At 43.7% G+C, this 15,694-nt stretch carries 16 protein-coding genes; all 16 read right to left on the bottom strand.

What is annotated here, in order from left to right:
• Positions 1–19: 19 nt before the first annotated feature.
• Positions 20–1,897, bottom strand: a complete 1,878-nt coding sequence (locus V7126_RS02530; RefSeq protein ID WP_335496633.1) for a prophage endopeptidase tail family protein — start codon at positions 1,895–1,897, stop codon at positions 20–22.
• Between the two features lie 23 nt (positions 1,898–1,920).
• The gene (locus V7126_RS02525; RefSeq protein ID WP_335496505.1) at positions 1,921–2,748 is read right to left on the bottom strand and encodes a phage tail domain-containing protein; all 828 of its coding nucleotides are present in this window, start codon (positions 2,746–2,748) and stop codon (positions 1,921–1,923) included.
• The gene (locus tag V7126_RS02520) at positions 2,745–7,064 is read right to left on the bottom strand and encodes a phage tail tape measure protein (protein ID WP_335496502.1); all 4,320 of its coding nucleotides are present in this window, start codon (positions 7,062–7,064) and stop codon (positions 2,745–2,747) included. The genes V7126_RS02525 and V7126_RS02520 overlap by 4 nt, the downstream gene beginning before the upstream one ends.
• Positions 7,065–7,267: 203 nt before the next feature.
• Positions 7,268–7,630 (bottom strand): phage tail assembly chaperone G, encoded by a 363-nt coding sequence (gpG, locus tag V7126_RS02515; RefSeq protein ID WP_043054118.1) that lies wholly within the window; start codon positions 7,628–7,630, stop codon positions 7,268–7,270.
• On the bottom strand, positions 7,630–8,268 hold the full coding sequence (locus V7126_RS02510; protein WP_335496499.1) for a major tail protein: 639 nt from the start codon (positions 8,266–8,268) through the stop codon (positions 7,630–7,632). Before V7126_RS02510 ends, gpG begins: the two co-directional genes overlap by 1 nt.
• Positions 8,268–8,648 carry a hypothetical protein gene (locus tag V7126_RS02505; RefSeq protein ID WP_335496496.1) on the bottom strand — a complete coding sequence of 127 codons (381 nt, stop codon included), beginning with the start codon at positions 8,646–8,648 and terminating at the stop codon, positions 8,268–8,270. The genes V7126_RS02510 and V7126_RS02505 overlap by 1 nt, the downstream gene beginning before the upstream one ends.
• The gene (locus tag V7126_RS02500) at positions 8,645–9,058 is read right to left on the bottom strand and encodes an HK97-gp10 family putative phage morphogenesis protein (RefSeq protein ID WP_052948491.1); all 414 of its coding nucleotides are present in this window, start codon (positions 9,056–9,058) and stop codon (positions 8,645–8,647) included. The genes V7126_RS02505 and V7126_RS02500 overlap by 4 nt, the downstream gene beginning before the upstream one ends.
• The gene (locus tag V7126_RS02495) at positions 9,036–9,392 is read right to left on the bottom strand and encodes a phage head closure protein (protein ID WP_335496631.1); all 357 of its coding nucleotides are present in this window, start codon (positions 9,390–9,392) and stop codon (positions 9,036–9,038) included. The genes V7126_RS02500 and V7126_RS02495 overlap by 23 nt, the downstream gene beginning before the upstream one ends.
• The gene (locus V7126_RS02490; RefSeq protein WP_335496492.1) at positions 9,355–9,645 is read right to left on the bottom strand and encodes a head-tail connector protein; all 291 of its coding nucleotides are present in this window, start codon (positions 9,643–9,645) and stop codon (positions 9,355–9,357) included. Before V7126_RS02490 ends, V7126_RS02495 begins: the two co-directional genes overlap by 38 nt.
• Positions 9,623–10,927 carry a phage major capsid protein gene (locus tag V7126_RS02485; protein WP_335496489.1) on the bottom strand — a complete coding sequence of 435 codons (1,305 nt, stop codon included), beginning with the start codon at positions 10,925–10,927 and terminating at the stop codon, positions 9,623–9,625. Before V7126_RS02485 ends, V7126_RS02490 begins: the two co-directional genes overlap by 23 nt.
• Positions 10,912–11,514: an HK97 family phage prohead protease gene (locus tag V7126_RS02480; protein ID WP_335496486.1), complete on the bottom strand. Its 603-nt coding sequence runs from the start codon at positions 11,512–11,514 to the stop codon at positions 10,912–10,914. Before V7126_RS02480 ends, V7126_RS02485 begins: the two co-directional genes overlap by 16 nt.
• Entirely contained in the window at positions 11,507–12,685 is a 1,179-nt protein-coding gene (locus V7126_RS02475; protein WP_438823787.1) for a phage portal protein, read from the bottom strand. The genes V7126_RS02480 and V7126_RS02475 overlap by 8 nt, the downstream gene beginning before the upstream one ends.
• A gap of 12 nt (positions 12,686–12,697) precedes the next feature.
• Positions 12,698–14,452: a terminase large subunit gene (locus V7126_RS02470; protein WP_335496480.1), complete on the bottom strand. Its 1,755-nt coding sequence runs from the start codon at positions 14,450–14,452 to the stop codon at positions 12,698–12,700.
• Positions 14,449–14,853, bottom strand: coding sequence for a P27 family phage terminase small subunit (locus tag V7126_RS02465; RefSeq protein WP_335496628.1), 405 nt, complete (start codon positions 14,851–14,853; stop codon positions 14,449–14,451). Before V7126_RS02465 ends, V7126_RS02470 begins: the two co-directional genes overlap by 4 nt.
• A gap of 77 nt (positions 14,854–14,930) precedes the next feature.
• Positions 14,931–15,152, bottom strand: a complete 222-nt coding sequence (locus tag V7126_RS24015) for an HNH endonuclease (protein ID WP_308442922.1) — start codon at positions 15,150–15,152, stop codon at positions 14,931–14,933.
• Between the two features lie 146 nt (positions 15,153–15,298).
• A complete protein-coding gene (locus tag V7126_RS02455; RefSeq protein ID WP_046129160.1) occupies positions 15,299–15,508 on the bottom strand; it encodes a hypothetical protein in 210 nt (69 codons plus the stop codon).
• Positions 15,509–15,694: the final 186 nt, after the last annotated feature.

Genomic DNA, 15,694 nt, shown 5'->3' with positions numbered 1-15,694 from the left:
ACTATCACCAACTTTCCTTTTAACTGTATCCCACGATCAGAATTGTTATTTTTGAACCTTCCGGGGCGTTTGCTGGATCCAATAGTTTTCCGTTTTGAAGAAGGGAAACTGTAAAGCTGTCCGTTTGATTTTCTTCATAATCAACAGAGGCAGAAACGTTGTTTTGTTTCATGACAATTGAGCTCTCAGCTGTTACATACTTAATTTGAAAATCATCATCAGTTTCCAAAAGAAGGGCAGAAGAACTGACAGAAACATTCCCCGGACCGCCCGTGACCGCCCAAACACCAGAATTAAAGGTCAGTGTATACGTAAAGTTTCGGGGGATTTTGCTTTGTGTTGCGTTCACCACATTAAGAAGCTCCGCTTTGGCCGCCTGTATTTGGGCCATTATCTGATTTTTTTGCTCGATCAGATACCTTTCTTGTTTTTTGATGCGGCGCCTGCTGTCCAGTTGAATATCAATCAGGTCTTTTCTAAAGTTGGAGAAAGTGACTTCTGGCTTTTCGGTGTCATCCAACGGATTATAGACCATGCTTACCGCGCGCAGATCGTCCTCAAATGTAATGCCGTTTTGAGGCGTGTCCGCAATGACGTGGATGGTATCTCCTTTTGTGATCTTGTCTTCTATGCCTTTCAACTCAGGGACCTCAATTTCTTCAAAATCAATATCAACTGTGACCTCTGGAAACGGATTAACTTTTTGTTTCAAGAGGGCTTTCATATCTTCCGCCTTTGTAATCGATTCGTCTCTTATGGTTTCTGCCCATGTCGGCTGCCCCTCAATTAAAAAATCCTTTTCATTTGGATGAACAAAAAGGACGGGAGGAAACACATATTTTTCATCTTCATTTTTAAATTCTCTGTAAATCTCAAATATATTTCCGCGAAGCAAGTACATAACCGGCGCAGCACCTTTTGTGCCTTTTGTGTTTGGGTTTTTGCTGTCCTTGCTTTTAAAGGTCGCAACCACATTATGTTTTTTATGATCCAAGCCCCGGACCACTTCTATTACTTCCTCTTTCGGATCATTGTCTTTATAGACTGAAATCGTCTTCGTTGTATCTTTATCAATGACAAATTCCCATTTACCGCCAAGCTTCGAAGTCAGAGTTTTAAACCTGAATCCTGTGCCTGTAAAAGAGAAAGTAAAAGCTGAACCAATTTTTGATGTTTTATCAGCTTTTAATGACTCATCATAAGTCCATGAACCAGTTTTTGATTCGTATCCGATTGATTCGTCACCCAACATGTCTTTTTCTTCTTTTTGTTTCCCATAGCCGCGCCCGCGTGTGGCCGTATTATCTTCGGATATTTGAATCTGTAGTCCTTGTATATTTGCCCTGGTATCAAGGGTTTTATTAATTCTACGGCCCATCTTTTTATACACGTAGATATGCTTATTATTCACATCAAATTCAACATTGTAATTAGAGGCGATAGAGTCCATCAGGTCAATGGAAAAAGAATCCCCGAAACTATCAGTTTTTACGGGCTTGATGTCTCTGGCATCAGCCATAATTTCAAAAGTGAAATTGCTGCCTTTCAGGGCGTGTCTAAGGGCTTTATCAAGAGAAATTTCCCCCGTTATCACGTCATCTACGCGATTTTTTCCAAGCAAAAAGACGTAAATATGATTGGCCGAGATCGACTTTGATAGCAATTCTCCATCTTGGGAGATTTGAACATTTCGAATGACATATTTTTGATTTTTAAAAACCCTCTCATCTATAACGATAAGATTACGTCCAGTTAACGCATTAAATGCCAATGGGTCACTTAAACTATTTTCAAGAGTAAAATCCAGAATTTTTTTCCCGTCAACTCCATCCGTTACACGTGGGGCGGCATCTACAATTTCATATTTTTGACCTGTAAACCGATCTTGAACATACATTTGATTCACCTGTTACCGCCCCCCTACTTATAGTAAAATCGCGTAATGAAATGAAGGTCACTATAATCTGCATTTTCAATTGAAAATTCATTTTCTCCTGGCGCAAGTTCCGGGAACCGGCCGCGGGTAGAAATGACATTACTTCCTTTGACGATATATTGTTTGACCACCGTCAAAAGATTCTTTTTTGAATGGCTGCCGGAAAGCGTTATACTGTCCCCGGTTGTTTTATTAGTGATCTTAATATCTTTGCCTTCAAAGTACATTTGCACTTTGTAATCATGCTCAATAGGCGAAAGGGTGACGTCCCCAAAATTGTATACGCTGAAACGGTTCTTGTTTTTAAATTGAAAAGGCTGCTCGCTGAATTTGCTTATATTCATCCCTAGATTAAATCGTTCTCCCTGTAAGTTCACAGGAATAGTACTGTCATAAACAGATTCAGCCAATCCTTGAATAGCCGTAAATGTAACAGAAAAAGTGTTTGCCAGTTTCCCGCTATCTTGGGAAATAGAAAACACATCATCTGCTGTCACAAGCCATCGTTTATTTGGCTCATAGGAGTGAATCACATGATATGGGTCTTGGGTGACAAGCAAGGCATATAAATTCGAACGATACAAATAGAATTGCTCTGCGTTGTGGGCTTCGATTGCAAATTCAGCCGCTATTTTTCTTTCTTTGTACCGTCCCGGACTGTTTTTTGATGGCATAATCAGACCGTTTCTATTTTTCACGGTAACGGTCTGACGTTCAAAACCCGGAGATTCAGGGACGAATGATAGGAGAGACACACCGGGCAGAATTTCGCTTATGGGTTTATCACCTATGATCAAATCCAAATCCCTCATGAAATCCCTCCAATCAATGAGCTTCTATCATTGAATTCTTTTGTACTGATAGCCGTTAAGACCTTGCCGACTTTCTTACCGTACATGATCACATCGCCCTCTTTTGCTGCAATATCTCTTAAAAGAGCGTTTTGTTCTATTAGCAATGCGATTTGTTGATCCTGCCTCTGTGTGATCGGTTCAATGGACGGCATTTGCGGAACGGTCTGCGCTGGGATGCCTAATTCTTGCCCGGCTCTGGCCCAAATCCCGATACTTCTTTCGCGATATTTAGGGTCCGTCGTGATGATATGTTCGTCATACCCTCTTTCGTTCAAAGCCGCAAGTTTTGTGCCGCCTGCGCCCGGTGATACTCCGCCCGCAGCATATCCAACATATCCGCCGCCTCGGGCCATCGATTTTAAACCCGGATGATTTGATATATTTCCATAACGCGCCTTGATATAGTTTATGGCCGCAAGAATGTTGTCTATCGGGTTTAGAATGTTGTTATGTCCCGGAAACTTATAGGCGTTGAATGTGGACGGGATCGTTTGCATTAGGCCCTGACTTGGATGCCCGGCTTTTGCGTTAGAATCCCATAGGTTGATAGCGTTCGGATTCCCGCCGCTCTCCTTCATGGCGATTGTAACAAGTCCAGGAATCCACGAAATAGGCACGCCCGCGATGCCGACTGCTTCCGTTACCCATTGGTTGACGGCTTTCGACCCGCCAGTTCCTTTGAATGTTTCCTGATCCGGCATAACCCCTTTTAGAAACTCGGTAGCCCCATTTTTTAAAATCTTGATTATACCGGTTCCAAATGAGTCAATGCCTTTCCCTGATTTGTATGGGATCAGCCCATTAAACAATTTTTTGATTAATTTACCTGGGCCGTTGGTAAGCAAATCCATTGCAGCCGCGCTGACATCCCCGACTTTATCTACGACGCTTTTTCCAAAAGATACAGCCCCATTGACCATCTTTTTAGAGCCATCCACAGCTTTTTTGAAAAAGTCGCCGACCCCGCCGGCATAGCCAGGCATCTGCGTCATAGATGTTAGCTTTTTAGATTCATCATGAGGAAGGACAGAAGTTCCACGCGGAAGGTCCCAAATTTGCGGGCCGCTCATACCGACAACATACGTCCCAATTCCCGGTGAATGTGCCAGCTCCCAACCTTCCTCACCGACTAATGCCGCCCCACCAGGGTGAAAATTTGTTCCTTTTGCATATTTACCATTCAGCTTTTTACCTTTTTTGCTATTGTAGCCTTTTGGTGTCCATTCTGGAATGGTTGGGATATGCATAAATTCAAGAATCTTATTAATTCCGCCGGTGACGGTATTGACAATGACTGCCTGATCAATAACATAATTATCCCATCTTGTGAGGACATCGCCTGTTTCTTTATCAACTTGATCAATATGCCCGCCTGCTTGTTTCTCTGCTTCCTTTACAACATTTTTGTGCATTTCCTCTGCTTTTTTAACAGAGCCGTCGCGCTGCCGTTTTGCCTCTTTGATCAACTTATCAGCTTGTTTCTTACTGATAGAACCTGTCTCATCCCGTTCCCGGACGATTGCTGCCACAGTTTGATCATATTTTTTGTTTGCTTCTTTCACCGAGCCATCACGAGCTTTTATGCTGTTTTTGATTGTATCGGCTGCCTGCCGAGCTGTAATATTTTTCGACTCGTTTTTGAGCTTGCTCATAATAGCCTTCTGTTCTACCTCGCCTTTGCTCATGGTTTGAACAGCCGTGTTCATCATTTTCTTTTGAATGCTGTTGATTTGGGTCCGTTCTTTTTGTGTAAGCTGGCGTTTTTCTGCGCTGGCCTTGTTTAATATTTCTTTGATCTGTTTCTGCCCTTTATCGACAGCCTGGGTTTCTTGATTTTGCTTCTTTTTTACGTTGTTTAAAATTGCATTTTGTTCCCTCTGACTCAGGCTTTTACTGGATGAAAGGAATTTACTAAGAGTCTGATAACTTTGGTTTCCTTTTGTCTCAATACTTGTTTTGATCTTGTTGCCCATCTGATCAAAATTTTGGACGATACTGTCTGCCGTTTTTTTAGAGACAGTTTCACCGGACCATTGCAGCTTGTTAAGCTGGACGGTTGCTTGATCATTTAATTTTTTATAGCCCAAAACAGCTTTTGTCGTGGATTCAGAAACTTTTTTCCCAAAGCTGTCCAGCGTCGGAATTTGTTCTTGTTTCATGTGGTTATACAGGTGATACCCGCCTTCTGCCAATAGGCTGATCCCGGTAATCGTAAGCCCGATTGGGCCACCTAATGCACTGAAACCAAGCCGGGCAATCCCAGCAATTCGCGACACACTTCCGAGGCTTCTAACAAGGCCCAGAGCCTTTGCTCCAAACCCGGCAAATTTGCCAGTTGCTTGGGCTGCACCGCCGCCCAAAGTTTCGGCTGCCGCTGTTGCTGTTCGTGCGCCCCCGCGAAAATTAAAGAGTGATTTTGTGCCTTTAATAATCTCAGGCGCGAACATAGTTGCAATACTAAGAACGCCACCCCATTTGCCACCAAACAACGACAACGCTACACTTGCCGCTGATGAAGCTCCACGCATACCACGAAGACCGCGAGTATTACGAGATAATGCGGCGCCGCTTGCATTCATTTGTACGGCTGCCGCTGTGTTCGCGGCCGCTAATTGTGCCGTTGAACGTTGGGTCATAGCTGCTTCGGCTCTGTATCTGCCGAATGCTGCGGCACCTCTACCCAGGGCACCAGTGAGGGTGCTAATGCTTGATACAACTGCACCTAAAGCAATGACAACAGGAGGAAATGCCGCAGCAACCAATCCTGCGATAACGATTGTGTTCTGCATGGCCGGCGATAGACCTTGAAACCAATTCGTAAAGTCTTTGACTGTCTTTCCTGCCGCTTGCAAAGCTGGTTCGATCTTATCAAGTAAAATTTCACCGACTGGGAGTAAATTAGTCTGCAATAGTCTAAAATCTTTTGCCACACGATCCCCGAAGTTATCTTTTAAAGCCTTTCCTGCCTTGTCTGTGGCACCTTTAACATCACCAAGCATATCCTTGGTAGGATTCAATGCAGTTACCACTTTACCCCGCAAGTCTTCCCATTGGGTACCGAATAGAGCAACGCCAGCCTGATCTTTTTCCATTGGGTCTTTCATGGCTGCTAAGGCGGACACGGTTGCCATGAAGGCTTGTTCCCCTTCTTTTCCGCCTTTGGCGATGGCTGCCCCCATCTTGTCAGCATCCAGACCGATTGCTTTAAAGCCTGCGGCAGTCGTTTTTGAACCGTCCTGAGCGCGGATATTAAATTCTTTGACCGCATCCCCAACCTTATCCATGTTCCAAGCGCCATTTTGCGCGCCTTGAATCATAATGTTAAACATGCCGTCAATGGAAAGCCCCGCTGATTTGAACTGAGCTGAATATTCTGAGATCGTATCTAAAAGCTCGTTTGAATAATCGCCGCCTTTTTGTGCAGAAACGGTGATGTAATCAAAAGCTTTCCCTGCATCCACACCAAAGTTATCAATCAAGGCTTTTGCCGCCCGAGTACTTTCAGGTATTTCAAATTCAAAAGTATCTCTGAGAACATAAGCCCGTTTTGTGGCCTGCTCGAGTTCCTCGCCCTTTAAGCCCTGAAGATTTTTTCTAACATCAATAACGCCCTGGTTTGCTTCTTCGAGTGATTCACCGAAGCCGCTAACCCACACATCTTTTGATATGTTGGCTACTTCCTGCGCCTCTTCTTTCGTCATGTTCAAGGAAGATGAGATTTTGCCCTGGGCTTTTTGGAAATCTGCTGCGGATTTAAGAGCCAATCCTCCCAGCAACCCGATAGGAGCCGTAATCCCGGCGAATCCTACCTTTCCTATCGTCTGTAGCCGTTCGCCTTGGGTTTGAAGGCGTTCGCCATACTCTTGCAAGCTTCTGCCTGCTCGGGTCCATGCAGAATTTTGGGTGTTAATTTCTAATGTCGTAGCCCTTAACTGCCGGCCGAGACGGTTATACATGGCCGTTTCATTGTTGATCCTTTGGGCCAGTTGTAAAGCAGCTTGTGAGTTTTCTCCTTTTTCACGCACGAGCTCTTCATATTTTGCCCGCAACTGTTCGATTTTTGAACCTTGTAGCTGATACAGTTTGGACAAACCTTCCTGTTTTTGGCGCAGCTTGTCGGATGCGTCTCCAAGCTCTCCAAACTGCGATGCAGAAGCCTTCATTTCACTTCGAACCAACGCCATTTTTTCCGCCACGTTGTCCATTCCGGCTGAAAAACCGCCATCATCAAACCCTAAGCGATAAATCATATTTCCTAAGCTTTCCGTTGCCACAGTCTCACCTCCCACCTAAAACACATGATCTATCGGCACAGTTTTTGCCCGCTTGCGTTGCTCTTTCGGGTTCTTGAGTTTTTCCCGATGCTCAAGCAATTCAATAAAAAAAGGATAGTCGCTATTATCAATTTCATTTAGCGTCCATCCTCTTTCGTCCATCAATTGAACATATATATCTTTGACGTTGTCTAATGCCTGATCTATTGTGACTCTTTCTGTACCTTTTCCAGCAGCTTTCCCAGGTCAAAATCCTCTTTTTCCTTTTCGATTTCCTCACGGGTTGGATAGCCGAGAACCCCGACCCCGATAATGTCATAAATCACATTCCGGTGATCGATCGTATTCAGACCGTCATTAATCTGCTTTCTTGTGAATTTTTTATCAAAAATTTCAACGATAAGGTTCAACTGTCTGTTTTCAACTTCCTCTGGTTCTGCCTCATCGCTTCTCGCGTACTTCTCAATTTCAAGTGCTTTACGCTTAAATTTAAAAGGGATAAATTCCTGCGTAAACGCTACATCTTCACCGTCAATTCGTAATGTAATTTCCAAAGGTTTAGACATTATGCTGCTCCCCCGCTTGTACTTGTTTTAGTTGTGGTTGTGGTTGTGGTTGAAGCCGTAGCCGTTGAAGAACTATCAAGTTTAGAGACGTCAAATACTTCATCAAAGAATGTATCTCTGTATTCTTCATATCCTTCCACGCTGCTGTCACCGGTGATTTTAAAGACCTTGTCACTACGTTGAATAAATGTGCCCTCAATTTCTTCTGTTTGGAAATCTGTTTTATCTTCAGCGGTTTTCCAATCAATGCCTGGGATTCCAAAGCGCCCTTTGGTTAGCCAAACATGGCGTACGTTTCCGTCCTCTTTTGTTCCTGTAAACCCGAGGGCGACATATGGAGGAACAACACCTTTTTTCCACACAATGACCCCTTTCACAAGTTTTTGTCCTGTAATATCTGATAGGACATCTTGAGGAATTTCAGAAATCCCCAATTTCACTTTTGTTTCTCCGATATTGGAATTGACGATAATCGGCCCGTTATCGGCATATAGTGTACTCATTTCACTAGTTGTATCAACGTTTGCTTGAATAGCTGGTGCAAAAAGCTGTACAGGCCCGTATTGAATATTTCCTTTTTCGTCTTTGATGAGCTTGGCATATACTAAATTTTCAAGACCTACATTAACACTGCCCATTAATCTTCCTCCTTTAATTTCACAATTGTTCGATATAAAAAAGCCTTTCTAAAAGCAGAGCGTTCCTCTTCGTCAAAAGGAGTAACAGACATTCTCTTACATTTGAGAGCTTTCATTTTTTTATCTACCGCGGTTTGTAAAGGCCCTATGTTGCCATCAGCCTTCACCCATATATTGACTTGAATATCAATTTCCACTGATACGGCTTTATTGTCCTCATAGTTCTTATCAACGTTATCCATCTCCAGAACTAAAATGTGAGGATATTCACGAGATTCCTCTAAAGGGAAGTTTCCGGCATATATCCGGCCGTCAGTCATCTGAAATACGTCAGGATCATCTAAAAGGGCTTTTACGATGTACGGTTCATAATCAATCATGACCTTGCCCCTTTCCGCATTTCATTCATGACAGCCTGGTTGATTGCCACGCGTTTTAGCCGATAAGCTCGAACAGCAAACGGGTTGCCTCGTACGAACCGGCCGTTTTTTGCAACATAGCCGTTATGAACAAACTTCGCCCGCCAAGCCGTTTCCTTTCCGGGGCCAATATCAAAGCTGACTGCGTTTGGAATCGGTCTGTCTTTCTTCGGCGTCTGCCGTACTTTAATATCATCTTTGATGTGTTTGTGATCAATTTCTGATACAGGAACCTCCGCCCTCATGCCGTCTCTTAAAACGTTCCCGCCGGCTCGCAATGCTCTGACTTGACGTTTTTCAACATCTTGCCCAAACCTTTCAAGACGGCGAAGAGCATCGTCAAAGCCATCAACTTGAACTGCTATTCTCATGATCCCACCCCACACATTGCAATGTCATAAGCTCCTGATTTTGCAAATCGGGAATGACCTCTTCGATCTTAAAGGGCTGCCCCTTGTACACAACACGCATAGAGCCTGATTCAATATCCTTCCGATGACGGATGCGAAACCATACAGTATTCTCCTGGTGTGCCGCAGATGCTTGGATAATGTAACGATCCCGCGGCTGCATAATTTCGGCCCATGCTTTTGTGAAGGTTGACCAATTATATTCCGGCTTCATCGTTTCCGGATTGCGCCCTAGCACCCGCTTTTGAATCTCAATTTTATGCTTGAGCATCCCCGGATTCACTGGCATTGTCATCACCACACATTTCCGCTTGAAGGATTAACGGGGTTAAGGCATCCAGGGCAAGGCTCATGCTTTTTTCCGTCACCCTAAATTCATAAAAGATGCCGGCCGCCAGAATAATCAAATGATCATCCTCGTGCCCTGTTGCCCTTTTGATGTAATTTGCAGCCGACTGCAAATAAAAAGACAGCAAGGAATCTTCCTCACTGTCTTCGATTCTTAAATGCTCTTTTAAGCGATCATTAAGCCGATGTAGTTCCGCCATCAGTCGTCAACTCCAATTTAAATACTGTTGGCTCAAATGGTGAGTAGATCAATTGGCCGTCATTTAAGTGCCAGATTTTGAAGCCGACATGGTTTGTATCGCTGTATTTTTCAAGAAGCTTGCTGACTTCTAAAGAATTAATGACATCTTGAATGTGGAATGAACTAAAATCACCAAAGTATAGGCGCGGTACATCCGGCGTGCTGCCGTCCACATAATCAGTTACATCAACCGGATAGCCCAGAATCCTGTAACCAAAGGAACCTTCAATATAAGCCTCGCGCAACAACGGCTTTCCGTCTTTATCTTTTAACGTTTCAATAGCTGTAAGGGCAGCTCTATTCATCATCCAACGAGAATTTTTGAGTTTAGACGTTGGAACAGAATTTTTCAATCGAACAAGCTTGTCATAAACCTCCATATTCCCCGGATTAAATGCAACAGCTTTTTGAATCAAGGAACCCGGATTATCTGTAGAATTGAAGAAGAAATTTGCCTCTTCTTCTACATAGGATTTTTTCAGCTCTTCAATAACCGTTTGTTCAACCGGCATATCAGTCATAGCAAGCAATTTTTTGGTGATCAAAACCAGCGCATCAATTTCAGAAGGGTTCAGAAATACTTCATCAAAATTGATGTCGGTCTGCGGAATTGGATTGTCCAATGTTCTTTCAGTTTTAATCCGTTGGGCTTTTGCTTTCTTCACTAGAACCGGATATCCTTGTGTCCCTTTTGTTTGAACGCGGGTTCCGTATTTCCTCAACAGGTTTTCTTCCTGGGCATAGGTAATGATTTCTTTTGATAGAGATTCCGGAATTAAAACTTTACCGTTGGTTGTCTCAACGCCCATCGCCCGCGCTTCGTTTTCGCTGATACGTCCGACAAGATAGTTTGCGAAAGCTTTGCGCTGCTCCCCCTTTTTTGCCTGTTTGCGGCTTTCAGAGGATAGAGATTTCATGATATTGCTGACAATAGCGTCCCGCTTTTCTGTATCGAAAAACTGCTGGCCGCGCTGTTCTGTTTCATCTGATTCCCTTTCTTCATCGCTTTCGTTGCCGTCTCTTTCTCCTTCTCCCTCGGCCGTGGAAGCATCTCCACTCTCACCGCTTTCTAGTTTTGCAAGCTCTGCTTTAATAACTTCCAATTCTTCTGATAGTTCAGTGACTTCTTTTTCAAGCTTCTCAACGGAAGAAGCTTCCGTTTGATCGGATTCGAGATCAGCCCGGATTTCTTTCATACGTGCTTCAATTGCTGCTTTACGTCTCTCTAAATATTTATCCATTTCGTAGCCTCCTGAATTTTATTAATTAGTTGCTGCTTTTTTTGCCGCAGCTCATTTTTTTGTTTTGCCCTCTGATAAATGTCACCAGATCGGACTAGTGACGCTTCTGTATCCTCATAAGCAGGAAAGGCGACAACGCTAATTTCAAAGAGTTCTACCTCTTGAATCGTGCGTGTCGCCGGTGATGTATCATAATTCCATTCATCTTTTACTACGTTGAAGCCGAAAGAACATTGATTGATGTCGCCGCGCTCCATACTCCGGCGCAGATCATTTGCCCAAGAGGTACCTGGCGGCGTAACAGTAAATTTCAAACCCTTGTCATCTTCTTCGAGTTGCAGGGTTCCGCTGCGTGTCCGCCCAAGCACATAATCCCAATTGTGATTAAAAAGGGCACGGACATCGGCCTGTCTTGATAACGCTTTTTGAAAGGCACCGGGTGCGATCACTTCGGTGAACATCCCGCCAATATTGGCCGGACTATTAAAAACAGCCCCATAACCGGTTATTTGTGGTGTCTCTTCCTGATCTGCAAGTTGCCGAATTTCCAGCCCTTTGATTTGAAAAGTCCGCTGCTCTTTATCCATCCTCATCACCACCTTTCAGGCTGCTTTTCAGAACATCTTCCAGTCTATCCAAGCCCACAAGGTCCTTACTGATATAAAGCTTGGTGGATTCTTTTGTATTCAAACGTGGGAAACCGATCATTTCCCGTGCATCATCGGGAACGGCGATCGATGTCCGTACCAGATTGTAGGCAATCTCTGTTTTTGTTTTCATTCCAACGAAGTTTAAGAGATTGTGACGGAATTTCAGGCGCAGCCCGCTATCTTTTCCGAAGAACAAAATGGTCAAATGCTCTTCGATGTTGCGAAAAATAGGCTGTAGACAGCTCGTGTAAAGCTTCATCATGGCTTGTTCCATGTCTTTTTCTTCGAGCTTGTCCAGCAGGTCCTTATCCATCCCGAAAAACTTACCTAAATCCTTTTTGTAGATATTCAAATACTTGAGCGTCTTTTCATCATCCACAGGGGATTCAAGAGCTTCAATTTCATACCCTCGGCCTAAAGGAATCAATTTTGTTTTCCCTGAATCTTTAATCCCCTCAAGCTGGTCAAGTATCGCTTTTACGGTTTTGGTTTGATTCGTGTTGGTCGGGGAAAGGTGCGTCTCTAATTTAAGAAGGAACGCCATAAGCCCGCCCTTTTTATATTTTTCAGTCAGCGCCTTTTCAGCGTTCATGACGCCTTCCAGCGTTTCCTTTGCCAGCTCTAACAGGCCAACACCCTCCAAATGGCTCAAGCCTATATTTTTGATGTGCCTCACCATGTAGGACGGAACGACTTCACCGGACACAGTGATTTTCTCCGTTCCGGCGGCGGTCAGCTCGCTATAAGCATTATTCAAAATGTGTAGCTGGCTTTGATCGTAGAAGACATACACGTCACCGCGGAGCAAATATACATTGGTCAGCAGTTTCTTAAATTCAAAACCGGTTAAATAATCATTCGGACAATTTAAAATCCGCAAAGCTTGAAGAGCCCGCGGGTCTTTTGAGTCTCTACCCGTCGTTCCATCTTCCACAACAAAATCTGTCAATGCGACCTGATCGCTGATCAGCTTCATCAGATTGTATGTGTCACTGGATTTCAGGATATTATCGTCATTGACAAATGCACCATAATTAAAATATGAGTTTTGAAACCAATTGAAACTGCGTTTGCTGAACCGTCCCGCTAAATTACGGATAAACCCCACTCTCATCACCCCCTATCTGTACAATTCATTAAGCATTGCGTCATATTCGTCTTCATCGTAATCAACCAGCATCATCATGGTTTCTTTATGGGCATTCAAAAAGGCAACAAAGCCATCAATTTTGGCTTTGCTTTGCTTTTTGGAAGGCCGCTTCAAGCCTTGAAAGTTTTTATCTGCTACGACGTTTTCTGTGCAATAGATAAAAAGGGGATTATCCGTCTTAATTCGTTCCTCATACATTAATACTTCTACGTCATCAAAAGGAGCGTTGAGAACGGTCGAATATTGTTTTGTCTCAACACAGGTCAATCCCTCGGCCTCAAGGGCTTCAACCACTTTTTGAGAAAGAGCTGGGTCATAATTGACCTGCTCAACATCATAGATTCGTGAACATTCCACAATGAATTCGACAACCATATCATAGTCAATCGTTTTACCAGGGCATAACGTTAAAAAACCCCGCTCGGCCAAGTTCCGATACGGGATGTTCTCCATTTTTTCGCGTGCTTCCAGGTTATGATCCGGGATAAAATACATCTGTTTGACTTTCAACATAGATTTTCCGTTTTCATCATGGGTCGGGATATTAATAGACACGCATGTGAGGTCTGTCGTTCTGGATAAATCAAGGCCAATGACTGCCTGTTCGCCGGATAAATCGCCTAGGTCTTTGATCAGGTTCCCTTCCTTGTCCTCGATCATTTTCTGGACAATATCTTTGTCAAAATACGTGCCAGTGCTGCGGACGAAAATATTCAGATACTTGGCCAAAAACTCATCCTTTCGCTCCGCGCTCATCTGAGCCGTTTTAAACTCACTTTCTAAAAAGTCAGGTTGGACACTGATTCCCCAGTTTGGGTTCACCTTTTTCCAGACTTTCCGATCATCCCATTTATCTCCCTTGTCGGGTTCAGTAATGTACGTGAAATAGGAAATGTCCTCTTCTTCCTCATTTTTGTTATTCAATAGGCCCCGCGCATAATCATAGATTTGCAGGCCGACGGAAGTCGTGCCTTTTCCTGCTGTCGAAATGATGAACATTAACGGCTGCAACCGCGAACCCATACCGGATTTTAAAACGTCGTACATGTCAGCATTATTTTGCGCGTGTACTTCATCCAGCAAAACGAAATGAGGGTTTTTACCATCAAGGCCCTGTGTATTTTTAGACAGAGGCAGGATGCTATTTTCAAACCGTGTACCGTTGATGGTGTACCGGTAAATGATAGCGTTAATGTGCCCCTTCGGGCCTTTATAAATTTGGGTTCGAGTGTTAAGGTCTGGGCTGTTTTGAATAGTCGCCGCAATTTGTTTTGCGGCAATGTTCGCTTGTTCTGCATCGGTCGCCGCTGTAAAACATTCGGCGCCCTTTTCTCCATCTGCGTACATTGCATATGTGGCAGCACCGGCCGCCAAAACAGTCTTGCCGTTTTTCCGTGGAATCTGAATATAAACAGTCCGAACAGCCCGTACGGTCCTTCCCTTGTCATCCTTTTTATAAAAGCCGTAAATGTTTGTGAAAATGAATTTTTGCCATAGTTCCAATTCAATTGGTTCGCCGGCAAGCTCTCCTTTTGAATGTTTGCAGAAGGTTTCTATAAAATCCATGACTTTATTTGCCTCATCGACATCAAGCCAAACGTCTTTTCGCTTTTTCATCCTCTTGTAGCGCTCAACAACTTTTATAACCGATTTACAATGATCTTTTTTATTTTTCAATACCTGATCAGTATATAGATCAGCGTAGTTCACACCGGGTTCTATCACTTATCAGCACCCCATTTAGAGTTAAAACTCTGAAAGGCGTCTGTAGTAGAATTTGTCTGTGCACCCACTTGTTTTTGAAGCTTCGGCGTAAGGCCGAGCTGTTCAAGCAGCTTGCTTTTTTTAGTGTTCCAATCGGCTACCTGTTGAGCAAGAGGGTGCTTCATTTCATTTACTGCACCAGCTTTATTTTGATGCAGCCGCGTGGCCGGAAAACCTTCGTCCCGCCATTCTTCATACATTTGGGTATAGATCACATGAGCATCCAGATAGGTATTGATCAGAGGCGTAAGGGTTTCAGAATATGTTCCCGCCTCTTTCAGCCAGGCTAAAATTTTCCCTTCTTCATCAGCTCGTATTTTTTTCAATTTTCTTGTCCGGGCCGACCGCTGCTGTGGTGTCATTTCCTTCAAATTCCCTCACACCCCCCTTTAAAATTTCATTTTTGTATACACGTGACTCCCCCTGCCCTGTCCCCAAATCAAAAAAATTTTGTAAAAACGGATGGGGGGGATTGTTTTTCTTGGTTTTCTATTTTTGCGTGGCATTTTGGACAAAGGAGAATCAAATTGGTTTCATCAAGCTTCAATTCTGGCTGCTTGGAAATCGGAATGACATGGTGAATGTGCGCGTTCTGTCCAAAAACAAAACGACCACACTCATTGCAAGTGCCGCCGTCACGTTGATAAATGTACTCTCTCATGGCCTTCCAGGCATCAGATCGATAGAAAGACTTGTTAGCAGACTGAAATTTGTTTTGCTTTCGGCTTTTCTTCCTCGGCCTGTGCTGATCACAATAATAGCTGCCTTCCTCTAAGAGAGTCCGGCAGCCGTCATGAATGCAATATCTCATTTTGTATCAGTCTTTTCATCCTTCTTTGTCCCTTTCGATTTGGTTGCCTTTGGTTTTGGCTCTGCCTTATCCTCTGCTGCTTCTTCGGCTACCGTCCCTTGCTCAAGCTTTGCGGCTTCCTCATGTGTTACAAAATGAGACTTCATTTCTCCTTTGTCCCACACCAATGCGCCATGTGCTAACCTTTGAATGACTCGTTTGCTCATCACTGTTCCTCCTTAGTTACCATTTTTTTATTTTGACGGTTATTCCGTGCAAACAAAAAGCAAACCAGAATATAAACCACATTGTCATAAACGGATGTTCGTAAACTGCGTCCATGCTATTCCTCCTTCTTACGGTCAGTATTCATCGCCTTGCCCCCGCCATGAATCTCGATAGGGTTAGCGCCG

The organism is Bacillus sp. JJ675 (assembly GCF_036963165.1).
GTDB classification, from domain to species: Bacteria; Bacillota; Bacilli; order Bacillales; family Bacillaceae; genus Bacillus; species Bacillus glycinifermentans.
The sequence above is the reverse complement of the archived record's forward strand: the minus strand, read 5'-3'. Positions and strand labels throughout refer to the sequence as shown.